At 62.5% G+C, this 18,518-nt stretch carries 20 protein-coding genes; 10 read left to right on the top strand and 10 right to left on the bottom strand.

Features of this window, described 5'->3' with window-relative positions; translation table 11 throughout:
- Positions 1-52: 52 nt before the first annotated feature.
- On the top strand, positions 53-1,255 hold the full coding sequence (locus Q8O29_RS04220; RefSeq protein WP_305560812.1) for an ammonium transporter: 1,203 nt from the start codon (positions 53-55) through the stop codon (positions 1,253-1,255).
- Between the two features lie 70 nt (positions 1,256-1,325).
- Here Q8O29_RS04220 and Q8O29_RS04215 read toward each other — a convergent pair whose 3' ends face one another.
- The 5 genes from Q8O29_RS04215 to Q8O29_RS04195 all read right to left on the bottom strand — a co-directional run bounded on the left by Q8O29_RS04215 (position 1,326) and on the right by Q8O29_RS04195 (position 4,409).
- Positions 1,326-1,790, bottom strand: coding sequence for a DoxX family protein (locus tag Q8O29_RS04215; RefSeq protein WP_305560811.1), 465 nt, complete (start codon positions 1,788-1,790; stop codon positions 1,326-1,328).
- 22 nt (positions 1,791-1,812) lie between these two features.
- Positions 1,813-2,616, bottom strand: a complete 804-nt coding sequence (locus tag Q8O29_RS04210) for a DNA-binding domain-containing protein (protein ID WP_305560810.1) — start codon at positions 2,614-2,616, stop codon at positions 1,813-1,815.
- Positions 2,613-3,503, bottom strand: coding sequence for a DUF692 domain-containing protein (locus Q8O29_RS04205; protein WP_305560809.1), 891 nt, complete (start codon positions 3,501-3,503; stop codon positions 2,613-2,615). Before Q8O29_RS04205 ends, Q8O29_RS04210 begins: the two co-directional genes overlap by 4 nt.
- A gap of 42 nt (positions 3,504-3,545) precedes the next feature.
- Complete coding sequence (locus Q8O29_RS04200) at positions 3,546-3,836, bottom strand: DUF2282 domain-containing protein (RefSeq protein WP_305560808.1); 291 nt, start codon at positions 3,834-3,836, stop codon at positions 3,546-3,548.
- 135 nt (positions 3,837-3,971) lie between these two features.
- Complete coding sequence (locus Q8O29_RS04195) at positions 3,972-4,409, bottom strand: TlpA disulfide reductase family protein (RefSeq protein ID WP_305560807.1); 438 nt, start codon at positions 4,407-4,409, stop codon at positions 3,972-3,974.
- Between the two features lie 296 nt (positions 4,410-4,705).
- On the opposite strand from Q8O29_RS04195, the gene Q8O29_RS04190 reads away from it, so the two are divergent.
- The 3 genes from Q8O29_RS04190 to Q8O29_RS04180 all read left to right on the top strand — a co-directional run bounded on the left by Q8O29_RS04190 (position 4,706) and on the right by Q8O29_RS04180 (position 6,471).
- On the top strand, positions 4,706-5,272 hold the full coding sequence (locus tag Q8O29_RS04190) for a sigma-70 family RNA polymerase sigma factor (RefSeq protein ID WP_305560806.1): 567 nt from the start codon (positions 4,706-4,708) through the stop codon (positions 5,270-5,272).
- Positions 5,273-5,281: 9 nt separating this feature from the next.
- Positions 5,282-5,524, top strand: coding sequence for a zf-HC2 domain-containing protein (locus tag Q8O29_RS04185; RefSeq protein ID WP_305560805.1), 243 nt, complete (start codon positions 5,282-5,284; stop codon positions 5,522-5,524).
- Positions 5,525-6,006: 482 nt separating this feature from the next.
- Positions 6,007-6,471, top strand: coding sequence for an RNA-binding protein (locus Q8O29_RS04180; RefSeq protein WP_305560804.1), 465 nt, complete (start codon positions 6,007-6,009; stop codon positions 6,469-6,471).
- 210 nt (positions 6,472-6,681) lie between these two features.
- On the opposite strand, the gene Q8O29_RS04175 is transcribed toward Q8O29_RS04180, so the two are convergent.
- Positions 6,682-7,638 carry a LysR family transcriptional regulator gene (locus Q8O29_RS04175; RefSeq protein ID WP_305560803.1) on the bottom strand — a complete coding sequence of 319 codons (957 nt, stop codon included), beginning with the start codon at positions 7,636-7,638 and terminating at the stop codon, positions 6,682-6,684.
- 143 nt (positions 7,639-7,781) lie between these two features.
- Here Q8O29_RS04175 and Q8O29_RS04170 point away from each other — a divergent pair, with 143 nt between their 5' ends.
- Positions 7,782-8,324, top strand: coding sequence for a hypothetical protein (locus Q8O29_RS04170; protein ID WP_305560802.1), 543 nt, complete (start codon positions 7,782-7,784; stop codon positions 8,322-8,324).
- Positions 8,325-8,470: 146 nt separating this feature from the next.
- Here Q8O29_RS04170 and Q8O29_RS04165 read toward each other — a convergent pair whose 3' ends face one another.
- Complete coding sequence (locus tag Q8O29_RS04165; RefSeq protein WP_305560801.1) at positions 8,471-10,339, bottom strand: phosphoenolpyruvate carboxykinase (GTP); 1,869 nt, start codon at positions 10,337-10,339, stop codon at positions 8,471-8,473.
- 359 nt (positions 10,340-10,698) lie between these two features.
- Here Q8O29_RS04165 and Q8O29_RS04160 point away from each other — a divergent pair, with 359 nt between their 5' ends.
- Together Q8O29_RS04160 and Q8O29_RS04155 are read left to right on the top strand one after the other, a co-directional pair.
- Entirely contained in the window at positions 10,699-11,448 is a 750-nt protein-coding gene (locus Q8O29_RS04160; protein WP_305560800.1) for a glycosyltransferase family 25 protein, read from the top strand.
- A gap of 33 nt (positions 11,449-11,481) precedes the next feature.
- Positions 11,482-12,765, top strand: a complete 1,284-nt coding sequence (locus tag Q8O29_RS04155; RefSeq protein ID WP_305560799.1) for an O-antigen ligase — start codon at positions 11,482-11,484, stop codon at positions 12,763-12,765.
- Positions 12,766-12,802: 37 nt separating this feature from the next.
- On the opposite strand, the gene Q8O29_RS04150 is transcribed toward Q8O29_RS04155, so the two are convergent.
- Positions 12,803-12,967, bottom strand: a complete 165-nt coding sequence (locus Q8O29_RS04150) for a hypothetical protein (protein ID WP_305560798.1) — start codon at positions 12,965-12,967, stop codon at positions 12,803-12,805.
- Positions 12,968-13,104: 137 nt separating this feature from the next.
- Here Q8O29_RS04150 and Q8O29_RS04145 point away from each other — a divergent pair, with 137 nt between their 5' ends.
- Positions 13,105-13,569, top strand: a complete 465-nt coding sequence (locus tag Q8O29_RS04145; RefSeq protein ID WP_305560797.1) for a glycine zipper family protein — start codon at positions 13,105-13,107, stop codon at positions 13,567-13,569.
- Positions 13,560-14,183 (top strand): MOSC domain-containing protein, encoded by a 624-nt coding sequence (locus Q8O29_RS04140; protein WP_305560796.1) that lies wholly within the window; start codon positions 13,560-13,562, stop codon positions 14,181-14,183. Before Q8O29_RS04145 ends, Q8O29_RS04140 begins: the two co-directional genes overlap by 10 nt.
- A 3-nt stretch (positions 14,184-14,186) precedes the next feature.
- Here the strand turns inward: Q8O29_RS04140 and Q8O29_RS04135 are convergent, their stop codons facing one another.
- The gene (locus Q8O29_RS04135; RefSeq protein WP_305560795.1) at positions 14,187-14,591 is read right to left on the bottom strand and encodes a PaaI family thioesterase; all 405 of its coding nucleotides are present in this window, start codon (positions 14,589-14,591) and stop codon (positions 14,187-14,189) included.
- Positions 14,588-15,790: a threonine ammonia-lyase gene (locus Q8O29_RS04130; RefSeq protein ID WP_305560794.1), complete on the bottom strand. Its 1,203-nt coding sequence runs from the start codon at positions 15,788-15,790 to the stop codon at positions 14,588-14,590. The genes Q8O29_RS04135 and Q8O29_RS04130 overlap by 4 nt, the downstream gene beginning before the upstream one ends.
- Before the next feature lie 192 nt (positions 15,791-15,982).
- Between Q8O29_RS04130 and Q8O29_RS04125 the strand changes: the two genes are divergently transcribed.
- The gene (locus Q8O29_RS04125) at positions 15,983-18,340 is read left to right on the top strand and encodes an ATP-binding protein (protein ID WP_305560793.1); all 2,358 of its coding nucleotides are present in this window, start codon (positions 15,983-15,985) and stop codon (positions 18,338-18,340) included.
- The last annotated feature ends 178 nt before the right edge of the window (positions 18,341-18,518 follow it).

Below are 18,518 nucleotides of genomic sequence, written 5' to 3'. Positions count from 1 at the left end.
TTTTCCAACTCTTTTTTGCACTGAAAACGCACAAACCATTCACGAAGGCCTTATGGACGCACTAAAACAGGGCTCAGATGCCTTGTTCATTTTGTTGGGGGGCATCATGGTTTTGGCCATGCATGCTGGTTTCGCATTTCTTGAGCTGGGCACGGTTCGCAAAAAGAACCAGGTCAATGCGCTGGTCAAGATTCTGGTGGACTTTTCGATGTCCACCGTCGTGTATTTTGTCGTCGGTTATGGGGTGGCTTATGGCACCAGTTTTTTTGTAGGCGCTGAGGAGCTGGCTGCAAAAAACGGCTACGAACTCGTCAAATTTTTCTTTCTGCTGACTTTTGCCGCGGCCATTCCGGCCATCATCTCGGGCGGCATTGCCGAGCGGGCGCGTTTTTACCCGCAGTTGCTGGCCACAGCGGTGATTGTGGGTCTGGTTTACCCCTTGTTTGAGGGCGTGGTCTGGAACCAGCGTTTTGGCGTGCAGGCCTGGATCAAGGACTTCACGGGTGCCGAGTTTCACGACTTTGCCGGCTCCATCGTGGTCCACGCGGTCGGCGGCTGGCTGGCGCTACCGGCGGTGATTTTGCTGGGTGCGCGCAGCAACCGCTACCGCAAGGACGGCGGTATCTCGGCGCACCCGCCATCGAGCATACCGTTCCTGGCGCTGGGCGCCTGGATTTTGGCGGTAGGCTGGTTTGGCTTCAATGTCATGAGTGCGCAGACCATCGACAAAATCTCCGGCCTGGTGGCCGTCAACTCCTTGATGGCCATGGTGGGCGGCACGCTGGTGGCCCTGGTGCTGGGCAAAAACGACCCTGGTTTTGTGCACAACGGCCCGCTGGCCGGGCTGGTGGCGGTGTGCGCGGGCTCTGACCTGATGCACCCGCTGGGCGCGCTGGTGACCGGTGGGGTGGCTGGCGGGGTGTTTGTGCTGATGTTCACCTTGACACAAAACCGCTGGAAAATCGACGACGTGTTGGGTGTCTGGCCGCTGCATGGCCTGTGCGGGGCTTGGGGCGGCATCGCCTGCGGCATCTTCGGCAGCAAGGCGCTGGGCGGACTGGGCGGGGTCAGCCTGGGTGCGCAGTTGATTGGCACGGCGATGGGGGTGGCGTGGGCGTTGCTGGCGGGTTTTGCAGTTTACGGCCTGATCAAGGCGACCATGGGCCTGCGCATGAGCCAGGAAGAAGAATACGAAGGCGCCGACCTGTCGATTCACCGCATCGGCTCCACGCCGGACCGTGAGGTCAACTGGTAAGCCGCTCCTGAATTAATAGCTTCCGGCCCTTGTCCGGCAAGGGCTGGTGGCCGATTGGCTTGAATGCGGATCAGCCGCGCATGATGCGCGGCGCCAGCCAGCGGTCCAGTGACCAGGCACCCGGCCCGTAGATCGCCAGGCCGGCCAGCAGGGCGCCCCAGAAGATGTGCTGCTGCAGCGCCGCCGGCGCGATCTCGCTGAGCGAGATCACCGCCACCGCGTTCACCACAAACAGCCCCAACGCCGAAAAGCGCCCGGCCAGTCCCAGCACCAGCAGCACCGGCAGCACCAGTTCACCGGCCGTTCCCATGAAGGCGGCCAGCGCCGGCGACAGCAGCGGCACTCGGTATTCCTCGGTGAACAGGGCCACCGTGATGTCCCAGTCGCGCAGCTTGGTCAGGCCCGACAGGAAAAACACCTGGCCGACATGGATACGTGCGGCCAGTGCGGCGGCCGGTTGCAGCAGGTCGAGCGCTTCACTGAAGCGGCGCCAGCGGCCCAGCACTTTTTGCAGGGGCGAGGGGGAGGTCGTCATGGCATGTCCTTCTCTTGAAAAATTACAGGGCGCGTGCCCCCAGCAGCAGACCGGTGTGCACCGCTGGCGCCAACCAAGGGGTGAGGTCGAATCCGGGCGCGGCGGACAGGGCGCCGGCCAGCGAGCGGCCCTGCAGCAGCGCGTCGATGAACGCAGCTTCGCCGGACTGCGCCTGCCGCAGCGCGGGCTTCAGGCCCTGGCGCCAGACCAAGGCAGTTTCTGCGACCCGCTCGCGCAGGCGTTCACCCGCGTGCTGCAGCGACAGCGTTTCACCCGCATGCGCCAGCACAATGCTGACCACCGGAAATACGCTGGGCACGGCCCTGGCGCCGGGGCACAGCGCCAGCGTCAACGCGGCCGGATCAGCGCTTTGAAGCAGCCCGAGGGAGCCGCGATCGCCCCTGCCATCAGCCTCGGTGGCGGCCACATGCAGCGCCCATTCGACACGCGCCACGTCGCCAAGGTAAGGCTCCTCGCACGCCAGATCGACCAGCGATTCGATGAAGCCCGCAAACGCTTCGCCCCACTGCGCCATGTCGCCGCGGGCCGGCGGCACGCTTTGCCAGAAGTGGCGCGACAGGCCATCGAAACTCTCCGCGCCGATCAGCGCCGCCACCACCGGGTAGGCGGCGGCCAGCACCCGCTGCGCCAGCGCATGGCCGTTGCTGCGGTAGGCCTGCAGTCCGCGGTCAATACGTTTTTGGCTGTCAGCCCCTGTCAGATGGACGTGAGCAGCTATTGTTTTCATAGCGTCTGCGTGACGAGGCCGGACCAGCGCCTGCAGCAAGGCCTGCTGCTGCGCCGCCAGGCCGGTCGCGGCGCTCATGCCGACATCTCCGCTGGCTGGTTCAGTCTGCGCGCCCGTTCGGCCTCGCCCAGCAGCACCGCCAGCGGCGGGAGGGCAGTGTCCCATTCGATCAGCGTCGGCACTGCACCGAAACGCGTTATGGCATGGGCGTATAGCTGCCACACCTCGTCTGCCACGCGGCTGCCGTGATCATCAATCACGATGTCCTCCATCACGCAGTAACCGCCCAGGTGGATTTCGCCCACCGCGCCGGCAGGCAGCTGCGCCAGCCATTGCTCGCAGGCGCGCAGCGGATCGGGGGCGTCCGGTCCCCCGGCGAGACGGGCATTGAGTGCATTGACGTAGATATTGTTCACGTCGACCAGCAAGCCACAGCCGGTGCGTTGCACCAGTTCGCCGAGGAAGTCGGTTTCGCTGCGGTCACTGCCCGCCAGCGTGAGATAGGCCGACAGGTTCTCGACCAGCAAGGGCCGCTTGAGCCGCTCCTGCACTTGGTGCACATTGCGGCAGAACACGGTAAGCGACTCCTGGTTGAAGGGGATGGGCAGGAGGTCGCCGGCATGCACATCCTGGCCGTTGATGACGCCCCGCGCAAAACTCGCATGGTCGCTGATGCGAGCCGGCGCGATGCGTTCTGCCAGGCGCGCGAGCTGGTCAAGGTGCCAGGGGTCCACGCCGGCGGCCGATCCCAGCGCCAGGCCGACGCCATGCAGGCTCACCGGATAACTCGCGCGGGCCTGCAGCAGCACCTCAAGCGCAGCGCCGCCCTCAGCGAAAAAATTTTCGGAATGCACCTCGAGAAAGCCCAGCGCCGGGCGCGTTTCCAGCAGCTCCCCGTAATGCGGATGCCGCCAGCCGATGCCAACGCCGGGCTCAGGCTCCTGGGCATGGGCGAAGCGGTTCATGGTGGGCATCAGCCGCTTCGCCTCATGGGATCAAAAAGATGCTCAGCTCTTTTTGTCCATCATCGGCTTGGCCTTCATTTTGGCCTGGTCGGCGGTCATGCCTTTCATGCCGGCGCAGGTGCCCTTGGCCACATATTTCCATTCACCGGCATCGTCGCTGACCTTGGACTGTCCGGCGCAGGAATGTGTGCCTGCCAGGTTGGCGCAATCGTTCTGGCCGGCCTTGGCGATGCCGTAGCATTTTTCCTTTTCCTGGGCGACGGCGGGCGTGGCGACCAACAAGGTGGACAGCAGGGAGGCTGCCGCAGCAGCGATCAGGGCGCGTTGGTTCATTTGAAAATCTCCGGTGGGTTTGCAGAAGTTGAAAACGTAACCAGCAGAGGAAATTTCTGACTGGTTAAAGCTTAGTCCGGCCTGCGCAGGCTTTCTTACAAAAGATTTTCAATGCATCCACACCGGCTGGCGACTTCAAAGCAAGTCGGCAATCCGGTCCCAGGCTTCCGGCGGAATGCGGCCTACGTAGCGCTCCACAATCTTGCCGGATTTGTCAATCAGATAGCCGGCCGGCAACTGCGCATGCGCGCCCAGGTTGTCGCGGTAGCTGCTGTCGCCCACCCAGAGCTGCACAAACTGCTGTTTGGTCGGCACCGTGCGGGAGATGATGCGCTCATAGTCCACCACATCCTGCATGCGCTTGTCGGTAGCGACCGCCACCAGCTCAAACGGTTTGCCGGCCCAGCCCTCGTAGTTGGTGCGCAGTTCGGGCATTTTGTCGCGGCATACCGCGCAGCCGGTGGACCAGTACAGCACCAGCACCACCTTGCCCTTGAGCGAGGCCAGCCTGAAGGGTTTGCCCTCCACCGTCCTGCCTTCGATGTGCGGTGCTGCGAGCACCGGCCCGGCCACAGCCCCTCCCCCCTTCGGGACAGACGGCGGGGCTTGAGCCAGCAAAGGAGCGGCCATCCCGAGAGCGACGAGGGCGAGTGCCCCAACGCCCGCGAAGGTCCGGACCGAACGGGAACCGCTTTGGCGGGCGGTGGTTGATGAAGCATGACCGGCAAAGCCCATGGTGGTGTCCCTGATAGGTGGTGGCAGCAGACTTGGACTGCAAAAGCTTGGTCGTCGGCTGTCTGGAATCCTTACGGGTATTTCTGCAATTTTTTTGACGCGCCCGCGTTGTCGTGAGGCTAGACTCACCATCCATGGTCACCTTTGAAGAGCAACTGGTTGAACACCGCATCTACCTCATGCGCTTTGCGCGGCTGCAGCTGCGCAATGACGCATGGGCTGAAGACGTTGTCTCTGAAACCCTGCTGGCGGCACTGGCAAAACCTCACGCCTTTGGCAACCGGTCACAGCTCAAGACCTGGCTGGTCGGTATTCTCAAGCACAAGGTCATCGACCAGATCCGCAGCAACGCGCGTGAAGTGGCGGCGCCGGACCATGGCACTGATGACGAGGGCGATGAGCTGGACCGGCTGGTCTTCAAGGCCGACGGCCACTTTGCCAGCCCGCCGGGCGATTGGGGTGATCCGCAGCAAACCTTGCAGCAAAGCCAGTTTTTTAAAGTGCTGGACGCCTGTGTGGAGCGGCTTCCGCCCGCACTGGGACGTTTGTTTCTGATGCGGGAGTGGCTGGAGCTTTCCTGCGAAGAAGTCTGTAAGGAACTGTCGCTCACGCCGACCCATCTGTATGTTCAACTTCACCGTGCCCGCCTGCGACTGCGGGAATGCCTCAACATCCACTGGTTCGGCCAGCAGGCCAGCTGAGCTTTGCACATGAAAGCCAGTGCCATACCCCTGCGGCGGACCTGTCGGCAAGCTGCCGCCCTGCTGATCGCGCGTGAAGACCGCACGCTGGGCCTGTCCGATGCACTTGCCCTGCGCCTGCACATGCTGGCCTGCAAAACATGCCCGCAGTTCGAGAACCAGATCCTGACCATGCGCCTGGCCATGAACCGCTGGCGCCACTATGGGGGGGACGCCGGAACGCCGCCTCCGGCGCAGAGCGACACGCCGTGAATAAGCTGCGGCTTCCTGGTTGAAGCCGACGAGGCGCCCGCGCCGGCTGTAAAACACCCCTTGGCTGGCTCCATAAAACGTAAAAATCTGTTAGCCCCGGACGGCAGCCCGCTACAGCAACTTGGCCGACCGTCCAGGAAAAAGCGAGCGCAAGCTTACTTTGCGAAGCCCATGAACACGGTATTTGATAAAAGCTTTTCCTGCCCGTTGTTCATCGGTGTGGCAGGTCAGAAGCCCGTTTGGCAAGGCGCGCAAGGGCAAAACAGCCCGCCAGGCCAGTGCTGGCGCGGGTTTGACCGCGCCAAGTGTAACCGATGCTTGCTTGTCTTATCCGTATCTGACGCATAATATGCAGGTGTGCATTTACATCCACACAGGTTAGGTGATCGGTCGGTTTCGCGCGCTACAGCGGTACGTTCTAAGATTTGTTGTGCTTTCGGGACTCCATCGCTTTTGTCATTGTGTTTTAGAGGAGTCCCTTCATGGGCAATAAACTTTACGTCGGCAATCTGCCGTACTCGGTTCGCGACGAAGACCTGCAACAATCTTTTGGCCAGTTTGGCGCCGTCACCAGCGCCAAAGTCATGATGGAACGTGACACGGGTCGCTCCAAAGGCTTTGGCTTTGTCGAAATGGGCAGCGATGCCGAAGCTCAGGCAGCCATTGCTGGCATGAACGGCCAGCCTCTGGGCGGTCGCAGTGTTGTTGTCAACGAAGCCCGTCCGATGGAAGCGCGTCCTCCGCGCAGCGGTGGCGGGTTTGGCGGTGGTGGCGGTGGTGGCGGTTACGGTGGCGGTGGCGGAGGAGGAGGTGGATACGGCGGTGGTGGTGGTGGCGGTCGTTCTGGCGGCGGCGGCAGTGATGGCGGTTTCCGCAGTCCTTACGGTGGCGGCGGTAGCGGCGGTGGCCGTTCCGGCGGCTCCGGCGGTGGACGCGGCGGCTACTAAGCCCTGTCTACAGCCCCTTCAGTTACGGCTGAAGACGGCTTTAAAAGGCTTCCAAACTTCGGGTTTGAAGCCTTTTTGCTTTCTGGTTCCATTCAAACCGATGCCAGTGGATACAACCCTGCCTGTCTGCCCTTGGTTCAGTGGCACGAAGCAGTTTTCCCACAAGAACTGCTCGCGCTTGTTTTTCTCAATGCGCAGTGCACCGCTGGCTCAAGACGTGAAGACTTTATCCGCTGCCCGCTCCAAGGTCTGGCGCAGCCAGATGTGCGCGCTGCGCTGTTGCGAGCGCCGGTGCCAGACCGCATCCACATGCACTGGTGACACGTCAAAAGGCAGCGGCCGCAGCACTAGCTGGTCGGCAATGCCGGTCACGCCAACAAAGTGGCGCGGCAACACGGTCAGCAGGTTGGAGTTGGCTACCACCCGGCCCGCCGTGAAAAACTGGTTGACCGTCAGCACCACCTGCCGCTCGCGGCCCAGCGAAGCCAGCGACTCGTCAATGAAGCCGTAAGGCCGGCCCGAAAAACTCACCAGCATGTGGCGCGCCGCGCAAAATCGGTTCAGCGTGAAGGGCCCGCTGGCCAGCGGGTGTTCCCTGCGCATCACACACACATACTCCCCGTCGTACAGGCGCTTGTGCATGAAGGGCGTCGGCTCGCCGCTTTGTGCCCGTGCCGTCAGGTCGGCCAGCACCGAGGGGAAGTGACCCACCGCCAGGTCGCAACTTTCCTCGTCCAGCAGGCGCCGCGGGTCGCGCGTGGTCAGGGGCACCACCCGCACCGACACCCCCGGGGCTTCCTGTTCGAGCGTATCGACCAGCCCCGGGATCAGTTCAGCGGCAGTGGCGTCGGCCATGGTCACCACAAAGGTGGTGTTCGCCGTGGCGGGGACAAACTCATTCGGCGCCAGAGATTCCTGTAGCTGTTGCAAGGAGTCGCGCACCGCCGGCCAGATCGCGAGCGCGCGCGGCGTGGGCGCCATGCCGTGGCCGCTGCGCTGCATCAGCTCGTCGCCCAATGCCTCGCGCAGGCGGCGCAAGGCATTGCTGACGGCCGGCTGGGTCAGCGACAGGTTGCGCGCGGCGCGCGTCAGGCTGCGCTCTGCCATGACCTCGTCAAACACGCGCAACAGGTTCAGGTCCAGTGTACGGAAGTTGGGCTGAGACATAGTTGATTGATCGGCCGATTTAGCTATCACTGTCGTGAATGGTAATCATCATAAAGATAAAGTTGAATAACGTCAGTGATAACCCTAATATGCCTCTGTACCCAAACCAATATCGGTGGGGGCACTCATCAAGGGAAACCATCATGACCAGCTTCGTCAACACCAAGTACGCCACAGAGCACACCGGCGCCGCCCGGGTTGAGTCGGCACTGCACGCTGCCAACCAGCTACGTCAGGGATTCTCCGGTACGCGCGGCCTGGCTACGCTGCTGCTCTCCGCCATCGTGGCTTCCATCATGGTCGTCGCCTACCAGGTGACGGACAGCGTCGCTGAAGGCCATCTGCTGGTGATCTGGATGGCACTGTGGGCGGTGGCTTTTGCCGGTCTCGCGTTGTTTGCCGGCACGGCGCGCAATCTGGCGGCCCGCACGGTCGCCGCGCTGGATGCGTGGTCGCAGGCCGTGGCCCAGGCCCGCGCCGACATCCGGATGTGGGAAGCCGCCAAAACCGATCCTCGCGTGATGTCCGATCTGCGCGTTGCGATGGCCCGCCAGGAAATAGCCGACGATGTAGCTGTTGCTGCGCCGCTTGCCGCCGATGTTGCCTCTGCCCCCGCCGGCCTGACACGCCGCGCCATGCGCCTCGGCGCTAGCGAACTGCGCGCTTACCAGCGCAATTACATCTAATTTGCTTGCTACCGGCTGCCATCGGACAGCCCTAAAAAAAGCCACCGGATCGGTGGCTTTTTTGCGTCCCGGCGATGGGCCGGGGACACCAGGAAAAACAGGCAGGTCTTGCTGGTTTTCTCCTTGCAACGGAGCGCCGGTGCCCGTCAGGCCGCCAGGCGCTGCTCAATCGCAGCTTTGGTCTCCTCCAGCTCTTTTGGCAGGTGATGTTCGAGTTGCTTAAACAGTTCCGCGTGCAATTCCAGCTCCTTGAGCCAGGCTGACTTGTCCATGCTGGTGACGGACTTGAACTGCTCGGCGCTGAAGTCCAGGCCTTTCCAGTTCATGTCTTCATAACGCGGGCTAACGCCGATAAAATGGTCCACGCCCTGGCCCTCGCCCTCAATGCGGTCAATCATCCACTTGAGCACGCGCATGTTCTCGCCGTAGCCGGGCCAAACGAACTTGCCGTCCTCGCCCTTGCGGAACCAGTTGGCGGTGAAAATTTTCGGCGGTGTGGCGCCCGAGGCTTCGAGCGTCTTTCCGACATTGAGCCAGTGCTGGAAGTAGTCCGCCATGTTGTAGCCGGCAAAGGCCAGCATGGCGAACGGGTCGCGTCGCACCACGCCGACCTGGCCGGTGATGGCGGCGGTGGTTTCCGAACCCATGGTCGCCGCTGCGTAAACCCCCTCGACCCAGTTGCGACCTTCGGTCACCAGCGGCACGGTGTTGGAACGGCGCCCGCCGAAGATGAAAGCGTCGATCGGAACGCCGGCCGGATCATCCCAGGCCGGATCGAGTGCCGGGTTGTTGGTGGCGGCGACTGTGAAGCGCGAGTTCGGGTGCGCGGCCTTGGCGCCGGTTTCCTTGGCGATCTGCGGTGTCCAGTCCTTGCCCTGCCAGTCGATCAAATGAGCCGGCAAGGCCTTGCCCGGTGCATCCTGCTCCATGCCTTCCCACCAGACGTCGCCGTCGTCGGTCAGGCCGACATTGGTGAAGATCACGTCGTGGTCCAGGCTGCGCAGGCAGTTCGGGTTGGTCAGCATATTGGTGCCCGGCGCGACGCCGAAGTAGCCGGCTTCCGGATTGATGGCGTAAAGGCGGCCGTCCTTGCCGGGCTTGATCCAGGCAATGTCGTCGCCAATGGTGGTGACTTTCCAGCCCTCAAAACCCGCCGGCGGCACCAGCATCGAGAAGTTGGTCTTGCCGCAAGCCGACGGGAAGGCCGCCGCCACGTGGTACTTCTTGCCTTCGGGCGAGGTGACGCCCAGGATCAGCATATGCTCGGCGAGCCAGCCTTCGTCCCTGCCCATGTTCGACGCAATGCGCAGCGCGAAACACTTCTTGCCCAGCAATGCATTGCCGCCGTAGCCGGAACCGTAGGACCAGATTTCGCGCGTCTCGGGATAGTGCACGATGTACTTGGTCTTGTTGCAGGGCCAGCTCACGTCCTTCTGGCCTTCGGCCAGTGGCGCGCCGACGGTGTGCACACAGGGGACAAACTCGCCGTCGCCACCCAGCACGTCGAACACGGCCCTGCCCATGCGCGTCATGATTTTCATGTTGACACCGACATAGGGGCTGTCGGACAGCTCGATGCCGATGTGTGCAATCGGCGAGCCCAGCGGGCCCATGGAAAACGGCACCACATACATGGTGCGACCCTTCATACAGCCATCAAACAAAGGCTGCAGCGTGGCGCGCATCTCGGCCGGGGCCATCCAGTTGTTGGTCGGGCCGGCGTCTTCCTTGTTCGCAGAGCAGATGAAGGTGCGGTCTTCCACGCGGGCCACGTCGCTCGGGTCGGAGTTGGCCAGGAAGCTGTTCGGGCGCTTCGCCTCGTTGAGCTTTTTGAAGGTGCCGGCGTCAACCAGTTGCTGGCACAGGCGCTGGTATTCGGCGTCGCTGCCGTCGCACCAGTAGATGTTGTCGGGTTTGCACAGGGCCGCCATGTCGGCAACCCAGGCAATCAGCCGGGCGTGTTTGACGTAGCTGGGCGTATTCAGGTTCAGCCCTTGCATCGCGGGGTGGTTCATCGGGAGCTCCAAAGTTAGTAAGCGTGATTTCGACAGGCGCCGGATGCCGGACAGCCGCAACGGCGGGTCGGAACGCCTGTCGGAATGGCGCTTGCTACTGCTTCGAAAACGGAGCTCCGCAGGATGGTCGAAAAATTCATTTTAAGAACATCGGCGGAAGTTACCTCGCGGGTACAAGCAAAACTTATGCAAAACCTGCATGAGGTTATGCATTGCGAATACGCCGGTTCCGGCAGTCCTGACCACAGTGGGCGCAATCTCCGGTGGCCTCGTTCCATGCGCCTGTAGGTGGATGCTGCAGTCACCTAGAATCCACGCATCTGCAGCCGTTCCGGGTTTCCTTCTTTTTCCAAGCACCCATGCCCCTCGCCCCTTCCTCCAACCCCGCGCCCCGTCAGGCCCTGCCTGCGGGGCTGGACGCGATTTTTGTGATTCACGCAACCCGTTTTATCGAGCGGCGGCGCTTCATCGAAGCGCAAATGGCGGGCCTGGGCCTGCCTTTCGAGTGGGTGCTCGATTTCGACATACCGGCCATTTCCGAAGGCTTGCGCCAGCAACTTTTTCGCGGCGACAAACTGTCGCCCGCGCAGCAGTCCTGCGCGCTCAAGCACTGGCAAGCGCACAGGCTGATCGCGCAGAGGCAATTGTCCCGTGCCCTGATCCTGGAAGATGACGTGATTTTTTCTACGCAGTTCTGGCCGGCCCTGAACGGCTTGATGAAGGAAGAGCTGGCCCTGGGCGACCCGCATGTCACCTTTTTGGGCTGCGGCGGCCACTACTACGTACCGCATGAGCAGATCCGCGCCGGGCAATGGCTGTACCCGCGCAACCAGGGCAAATTTGCGGACTCCTACATCGTCTCGCTGGCCACCGCGCAGCGGCGGCTGGACTGGATAGAGGCCAACGGCATCACGCTGCCGATCGACCACACCTTCGAGCACATTGACCGGACGCTGGCCACCCCCATGTTCTGGCTGGAGCCGCCGGTCGTCGAGCAGGGCAGCCACAACGGGAAGTTTTCATCCGCGCTGGACAAGTCGCATCCGCTGTGGTTTCAGACCCTGCAGTTTCGCTGGAAAAAGCTGTGGCGCCGCCGACGGCACGAATAAGCGACTTGACATTTAACCTGGAACCATTCACCGATGACTGCCTTGTCCCATCTGCATCACCCATCGCCGCACCCCCTGATTACCTGGACCCAAAACACGGCGATATTTGCCGTTTGCGTCAACCTGTTTTCCACCGCCCTGGCAAATTTGGGGTTTGCACTTTTCCTGCTTTTGTTTCTTGCGGTCTGCCTGAGCGGACAGCGCCGACACCTGGACGTGCAGAACTTCCCCGCAGGCTTTGCTGTGGCACTGGCTGTGTACTTTGGCTGGCAGGTGATAGGACTAAGCTATACGGCGGCACCCTTGTCGTATGGGATGGAAACCATTTATTCCGACAGGAAAATTCTCTATATTCTTCCGCTGGTCCTGCTCTTTTCAGGCGCGGAACCAAAGCGGCGATTTTTGGTGGCGTTTTTTGGTTTGGCGGCTGTCGGCATGTTGCTGTCCTTCGCATTGGCTGCACCATTTGTGCAGCAACTCATGACCCACTCGCCGCTCAAGTTCACAAGGTCGTCCATGCCCTTGGGCCCCGAGAATCTGTTTCGGTCTTATGCCACCCAGAGCATGGTGTTCGCACTGTGCGCCTTTTTGTCGCAATGGTTTGCATCCCAACAAAAAAAACCCGCAAGAAAATGGCTGTTTCATGCGTTGTCGCTGGGATTCCTGGTCAATATCGCGACGGTTACCGACGGGCGCAGCGGGTATGTGGTTTTTCTGGTGCTGGTGGTCTGGTGTTTCGTCCTGTGGCGCGGGCTGAAGGGGGTGGTCCTGGGGACATTTGCGGCATTGTTGGTCGGTGCTGTGGCATTTACCTTTTCCTCTTCGGTGCATGACCGAATCATGAAGGGCGTCACAGAGATTCAAGGCTTTACGACCACACCCACGGAGACCTCGCTTGGACGCAGGATGGTGATGTATCAGACAACGCTGGGCATCATCCGCGACAACCCCTTGTTCGGTCTCGGAACGGGTGGATTCAAGCAGGAGTTCAGTGCGATTGCAGCAGAGAAATACAGTGGCTGGCGCGCCAATCCTGCTGGCGATCCTCATAACCAGTACCTGTTTATTCTGGCTGAAAACGGCCTTGTCGGACTCGCAGCTTTTCTGTCCGTTCTCGCAATGATCTTGAAATATGCCCTGAAAAGCGGCACTATTTACGGAAAGATGGCGGCGGGGTGTCTGCTGGCCTGGGGCGCGACCAGTCTGTTCAGCGGCCACTTCCGGACCTTTCCCGAAGGCCACCTGATTGCCTTCATCGTCGGAATACTGATGATCAGCCGCGCGCCCGATGGGCGGCAGACCAACGGCGCGGCTTAAGCAGGCGTGCGGCCTAAAGCGGCGCTGCCGACGGGTTTCAGGCCATGTAGATGGCGATAAAAGCCAGCAAGAACATCAATACAGCGCCGGCGGCCGGCAGGACCAGAGGCATCAGCGGCACAATCGCTTCGACGGCATCCTGTTCCTGGGCGTGGGTCGGGCTGCTGTGGGCTGCGTTAGTGGTTTGTTCTGGACTGGACATGATGAGGGGTTCCTGAAAACGGGACAACGCCTCTATTTTACCTTTTCATACGCGGACCGGACCGGCTGGCCGCAACCATGCTGATTTGTCCGTACCCTGCCGGCGAGCCACAGCCATCCTTTGATCAGGAGTTTGATATGCATTCCTTCGCCAAACCAGGCTTTGCCTGTGTTGCCGCCTTGCTGCTGAGCGGCCTGGCCGGTTGTGCCAGCACCGGCGCCCACAGCCCCTCGGCCCGGCCTGTTCTCTACCCCAACGCCACCCTGAACCGTGTCGGTGACGCCCAAGGCCGCGCGGAGGTCGACACCTGCATGGCCCGGGCGGTGTCAGCCGGCCTGACACCCGACGAAAAAAACAATGCGGTCGCCCGCGGTGCGGGCGTCGGTGCGGCCACCGGTGCGGTGGCTTCGGCGGTCGGCGCGCTGATCACCGGCCGCGGCGGCGAGGGTGTGGTTCGCGCCGGCGCAGCGGGTGCAGCCGTGGGCGGGTCGGCGGGTGCGGTGCAGGGTGCTTTTCGCAACGACCGTCCCAGCAGCACCTACCGCAATTTCGTGCAGCGCTGCCTGGCGGAACGGGGCTTTGAAGTGATTGGATGGAATTAGCGGGTCCTGGACTGGTGGGCGGGCAGGCAAGCGTGGCGCGCAGCCTGGTGTCGGTGCAGGTCGGCTTGGCTCGGCGTATGCCCATGGGCGGGCGAAATGTCTTGACCGGCATGGTCAAGCGGGCGGTCAGTGATGCGGTGCCGGTGCTGCCGCTGGGACTGCTCGGTGACGAGCAAGCCGACCTGTCCCTCCACGGTGGGCTGGAAAAAGCCGTGTATGCCTATCCCGCCGAACACTACCCGTTCTGGCAGGCCGCGCGGCGCGAACACGGTCCGGGCCTAATCGACGACAACCTGCCGCACGGCAGCCTCGGTGAAAACCTGACCTTGCAGGGCCTGCTGGAAAGCGAGGTGTGGGCTGGCGACGTCCTGAGGTTTCCGCGCTGTGAGTTGCAGGTGAGGATTCCGCGCGAACCCTGCTACAAGTTCAATGCTGCCATGGGTTTTGCACGGGCCTCACGCCTAATGGCGCACAGCGGCTTTTGCGGTTTTTACCTGTCGGTGCTGACGCCGGGCAGTATCCGCGCCCGCGACGGGTTTGAGCTGCTGCCGGGGCGCCGCAGCGTCAGCATCCCGCAACTGTTTGTCGCCAAAATGAGCAAACACCTCCGGTAGCGGTCAAAGCAGCGCGTAAGTGGTGGTGGTACGGCTCACGCTTTTGCCGTCGTCGGCGCCGCGGATGTCGATCTCGCCGAAGGCCAGCGATTTGCCGGCGCGTAGCACGCGCGCTTCGATCAGGGCGTCCTGTTTCGACAGCGGCTTGAGGAAACTGCTGTTCATCTGCACCGTGGTGCACGGCCGGAATTCGCCGAAATGGTTGATCAGCGCCAGCACCATGGCCGTGTCAGCGGCGGCCATCATGGCCTGGCCGCAGAGCATGCCGCCGACGCGTGACAGCGCCGGATTTTGCGGCAGTCGCAATGTCACGCCCAGGCTGTCGAAAGCCTCAACCTTCAGGCCCAGGGCCTGCACCCAGGGTGCAAAATAGTTCGGCAGGACGGCCTGCAAGGTATCCGTGTTCATGACTGTTCTGCGGCTTCGAAACCGGCTGTTTTTAATACGGCCAGCACCTGTGCAATGTGCTCGCGGCCGCGTGTCTGGATCACCAGTTCGATGTCGACGTTCTGCGCCGACAGCATGGTGAAAGCGCGCTGGTGGTGCACCTCGTCGATGTTGGCGCCCGCGCCAGCCACCGTAGCGGTGATTTTGGCCAGAGAGCCAGGCACGTCGCGCGCGCTGACCCGGATGCGGGCCAACCGTCCGGCACGGACCATGCCGCGCTCGATGATGGCTGCCAGCAGCAGTGGATCGATGTTGCCGCCGCACAGCACCAGGCCGACTTTCTTTCCCTGAAAGCGCTCGGGGTACTTGAGCAGTGCGGCCAGGCCGGTGGCGCCCGCGCCCTCGACCAGGGTTTTTTCAATCTCGAGCAGCATCACCATGGCCTGCTCGATGTCGCCCTCGTCCACCAGCACCAGATCGTCCACCAGCCGCGCGATGATGGCCTGCGCAATGACGCCCGGAGTACCGACAGCAATACCTTCGGCGATGGTGCTGCTGCCCTGCGGGTGTTGCGTGCCCTTGATGGCGTTGACCATGGCTGGAAAACGCGAGGTCTGCACGCCGATGATGCCGATGCTGGGCTTGATCGCTCTCGCCGCCGTTGCCATGCCGGCGATCAGGCCGCCGCCGCCCACTGCCACCACCAGGATATCGAGCTCCGGCACGGCGCGCAGCATTTCCAGGGCGACCGTTCCCTGGCCGGCCACGATGGCTTCATCGTCATAGGGATGGACAAACACCAGGCTTTCACGCTGCGCCAGTTCCAGCGCGTGGTTGCGGGACTCTTCCAGCGTGTCGCCGTGCAGCACCACCTCCGCGCCAAAGCTGCGGGTGCGGTCTATCTTGACACCGGGTGTGAAGCGCGGCATCACGATCACCGCACGCAGGCCCAGCCGCTGCGCATGGTAGGCCACACCCTGGGCATGGTTGCCGGCGCTCATGGCTACCACGCCGCGGCGCCGCTCCTCGGCCGTGAGCTGCACCAGTTTGTTGCAAGCGCCGCGCTCCTTGAAGGAGGCGGTGTATTGCAGGTTCTCGAACTTGAGGAAAACTTCTGCGCCGGTGATCTGCGACAGCGTTTTCGACGCAACGCAAGGGGTGTCGAGCAACTGGCCCTGCAGCCTGATGGCGGCGGCTTCTATATCGGCAAATCCAAGCATGGTGCTCCTGGCGGGTAGGGCTGTCACGGCATTTTTGCGGGAGCACCGATTGTGGCGGCTTTTGTGGCGCAATCCACACGCGAACATTCACGCAGTGTCTTCCATGATGCTTCAAGCTGCGTTATGGTTAGGCATATGTCGTCTGTGCCTGATGGCGCAGATGGTTTTTTCTTCCATGCCGGAGGTCCATCGATGAGCAAGCGTTTGGGTGCCGACAAGCACGGTCAGCTACTGCTGTCTCCCGGCCTGAAGGATGCGCCGGTGCTGGACCTGATGTGTTCGCATTTTGTGCTGACGCTGGCCGCGCGCCAGGGCGCCAAGTTCAATGTGCGGCGTGACCTCAACAGCCTGCTGTCGCTGTCCGGCCGGCACCTGGTGTGGCCGCTGCCCGCGCTGCAGCGCCTGCGCGAGTTCCTGGGCCGCCGCTGCCGCGACAACGAGTTCTGGCGCGGGCACGAAACCCTCAGCGACACCGCCTTCCTGAACCGCCACGGCGCCTGGCGTGGCCCCTATGAAGAGGGCACGCTGTTTTTCTACCTCGACGAACACGCCAAGGACCAGCCCAAGGACCTGCTGTCGGTGCTGAGCGCCACCGGCGACTGGTTGACACACGCGCTCAAAAAGCAGTCCACGCTGGTCGAAAAAAATATCGACGCGCTGGCCAACCTGCTGCAGCTCAACCAGGCCGAACGCGCGCTGCTGCTGTACGGCACGCTGGCGCGCTACCAGCGCGACTTGCGCTCTCTGCTGGTCGAGTTCAAGGTCAACAACGCGCCCGAAGCCTATGCCGCGATTGCCGAGGTGGCCGGCGTCAAGGCCAACGAGGTTGCCGAGGCGCTGCGCGCTGGCTCGCGGCTGGAACGCATCGGCATGGTCGAGAATCTGATCTCCGAGCACAATATCACCGACCTCGCCGACCTCATGAAGGTCAGCGAAAAACTGCCACCGGTGCTGATGCGTGAATACCGCGACCAGACCGAACTGATGGCCGTGTTCACGCGCCCGGTGGACCGCAGCAGCCTGGGACTGGCGGACTTTTCGTTTGCACAGGAAGACGCGCAGGTGATGGTGTCGCTGCTGCGCAATGCGGTGGCCGGCAAGGAGCTCGGCGTCAACGTGCTGCTGTACGGCCCGCCCGGTACCGGCAAGACCGAACTGGCCAAAGTGGTGGCGCAGGCTGCGGGGCTGGACCTGTTTGAGGTGGAATATGCGGATCGCGACGGCAACTCGCTGAGCGGACGTGACCGCTACCGCTCGCTGCAGATCGCCCAGGTCTTCCTCAAGGGCAGCGCCCACGCCGCGCTGTTGTTTGACGAGGTCGAGGACGTGTTTCCCGCGATCTCCAGCGAGGCGGCCCAACTGATGGCACGCTCGGACCAATTGGTGGCGCCGGCCACCGGCTCGGTCAGCGGCAAGGCCTGGGTCAACCAGATCCTCGAATCGAACACGGTGCCGACATTGTGGGTGACCAACCGGATCGAGCAGATCGACCCGGCTTTCCGGCGCCGTTTTGCCTACCACCTGGAACTCAAGTCGCCACCACCTGGCGCGCGCGAAGGCCTGGTGCGCAAGACGCTCGCGGGTGTGCCGGTCAGCGACGGTTTTGTGGCCAGGCTCACGGCCCGCAAGGGTCTGACACCGGCGCAGATCCGCACGGCGGTGCGTTTTGCCAGGCTGGCCAGCGAACCCTGCAAAGAGAACTGCGGCGAAGGCATGCAGGCCATCCTCAGCGGCGGCCACACGGCGCTGATGGAGTCGCTGATTGAGCGCCAGCTCAAAAATGCCGACCTCGCGCTCGGCAACAAAGCCGACGCTGCGGGGCGACGCAGCGTCACCACTTACGATTTGTCCATGCTGAACGTCCAGTCGCGCTTTGACGTGCCGCGAATTGTGCAAGCGCTGAAAAGCCGCAGCCACGGCAGCCTGTGTTTTTACGGCGCGCCGGGCACCGGCAAGACCGCGCTGGCCGAGCACTTGGCCAAAGAACTCGAAAGGCCGCTGATGATCAAGCAGGCCAGCGACCTGATGAGCAAATACGTCGGCGAGACCGAGCAAAACATGGCAGCGATGTTTGCCGAGGCCGAGGCCGAAAAAGCGGTGCTGCTGCTCGACGAGGCCGACAGCTTTTTGCAGGACAGGCGCGGCGCGCACCGCACTTATGAGGTGACCGAGGTCAACGAGATGCTGCAGGGCATGGAGCGTTTCACCGGCATTTTTGTCTGCACCACCAACCTGCTGGAAAGCCTGGACCAGGCGGCGCTGCGGCGCTTCACCTTCAAGATCAAATTCATGCCCTTGACGGCGGCTCAGCGCGAAAAAATGTTTGTTACCGAAGCCCTCGCTGGTGATGCCGCCAGCTTGACCGACGTGGTGTGCGAGCGGCTGGCTCGTTTGGAGCAACTGTGCCCCGGCGACTTTGCGGCGGTCAAGCGGCAGACTGACATTCTTGCGGCGGAGTTCACGGTTGATGAATTCCTGAGCCAGCTTGAAGCCGAGCACCGGATCAAACCCGAAGTCCGTGAATCACGGGGCATGGGTTTTATTCACTAAAAAGCGCGCCGGGCCCAAGCCCCTAGGATCAGTTGCAGTCCGCAGCGGCCGAGCCTAAAGGCCGCGTTGATGTTGTGCCTGGTACAGGCGATTCCCCCACCATCTGGCTGCGGTCGTCGATGCTGGCCGGCGGCTGCACTGGTCTTGTCGTCGAGTCCCGTGGATCGCACGGGCCGGT

The organism is Polaromonas sp., assembly GCF_030689685.1.
Taxonomy (GTDB): domain Bacteria; phylum Pseudomonadota; class Gammaproteobacteria; order Burkholderiales; family Burkholderiaceae_C; genus Polaromonas.
This window is presented reverse-complemented; position numbering and strand designations above follow the sequence as displayed.